Annotated in this window: 1 pseudogene; it reads left to right on the top strand. The window is 55.1% G+C overall.

What is annotated here, in order from left to right:
• A pseudogene (locus ACOTX2_RS18910) lies at positions 1-394 on the top strand (IS5-like element IS903B family transposase); the annotation flags it as partial.

Raw genomic sequence — 394 nt, 5'->3', positions numbered from 1 at the left:
AAAACGCCCACCCGGGGTGAAATCGCACACCTGGTAATTGATTCCACCGGGCTGAAGGTCTTCGGTGAAGGCGAGTGGAAAGTCAAAAAGCATGGCCAGGAACGCCGTCGTATATGGCGAAAGTTGCATCTGGCAGTTGACAGCAACACACATGAAATCATCTGTGCAGACCTGTCGCTGAACAACGTTACGGACTCAGAGGCCTTCCCCGGGTTAATCCGGCAAACCCACCGGAAAATCAGGTCAGCCGCCGCCGATGGCGCTTACGATACCCGGCTATGTCACGATGAACTGCGGCGTAAGAAAATCAGCGCGCTTATCCCTCCCCGAAAAGGTGCGGGTTACTGGCCCGGTGAATATGCAGACCGTAACCGTGCAGTGGCTAATCAGCGAA

The sequence above is a fragment of the Enterobacter cloacae complex sp. IR5412 genome, assembly GCF_049237385.1.
Classification (GTDB): Bacteria; Pseudomonadota; Gammaproteobacteria; order Enterobacterales; family Enterobacteriaceae; genus Enterobacter; species Enterobacter intestinihominis.
This window is presented reverse-complemented; position numbering and strand designations above follow the sequence as displayed.